Source organism: Pseudoponticoccus marisrubri, from assembly GCF_001482405.1.
GTDB classification, from domain to species: domain Bacteria; phylum Pseudomonadota; class Alphaproteobacteria; order Rhodobacterales; family Rhodobacteraceae; genus Pseudoponticoccus; species Pseudoponticoccus marisrubri.
In genome coordinates, this window is the sequence record NZ_LPXO01000062.1 from 1 (window position 1) to 329 (window position 329).

At 59.6% G+C, this 329-nt stretch carries 1 protein-coding gene; it reads left to right on the top strand.

Annotated features, from left to right (window positions below):
• Window positions 1-329: cadherin-like domain-containing protein (locus tag AVJ23_RS21970; protein ID WP_157772775.1), on the top strand; the 329-nt coding region annotated here is incomplete at both ends.

The window sequence follows — 329 nt, forward strand, 5'->3', positions numbered from 1 at the left end:
AACGACAGCGATATCGATGGCGATACGCTGAGCATCGACAGCTTCACCCAGCCAGCGAACGGCACCTTGGTGGACAATGGCGATGGCACCTTCAGCTACACGCCAAATGCGGACTACAACGGCAGTGATAGCTTCACCTACACGGTCAGTGACGGCAATGGCGGCACGGATACGGCGACGGTGAACCTGACGGTCAACCCAGACAACGACCAGCCGGTTGCGGTGGATGACAGCGCCAGCACCACAGAAGACACCGCCGTCACGATCAGTGCGGCGGACCTGCTGAGCAACGACAGCGATATCGATGGCGATACGCTGAGCATCGACAG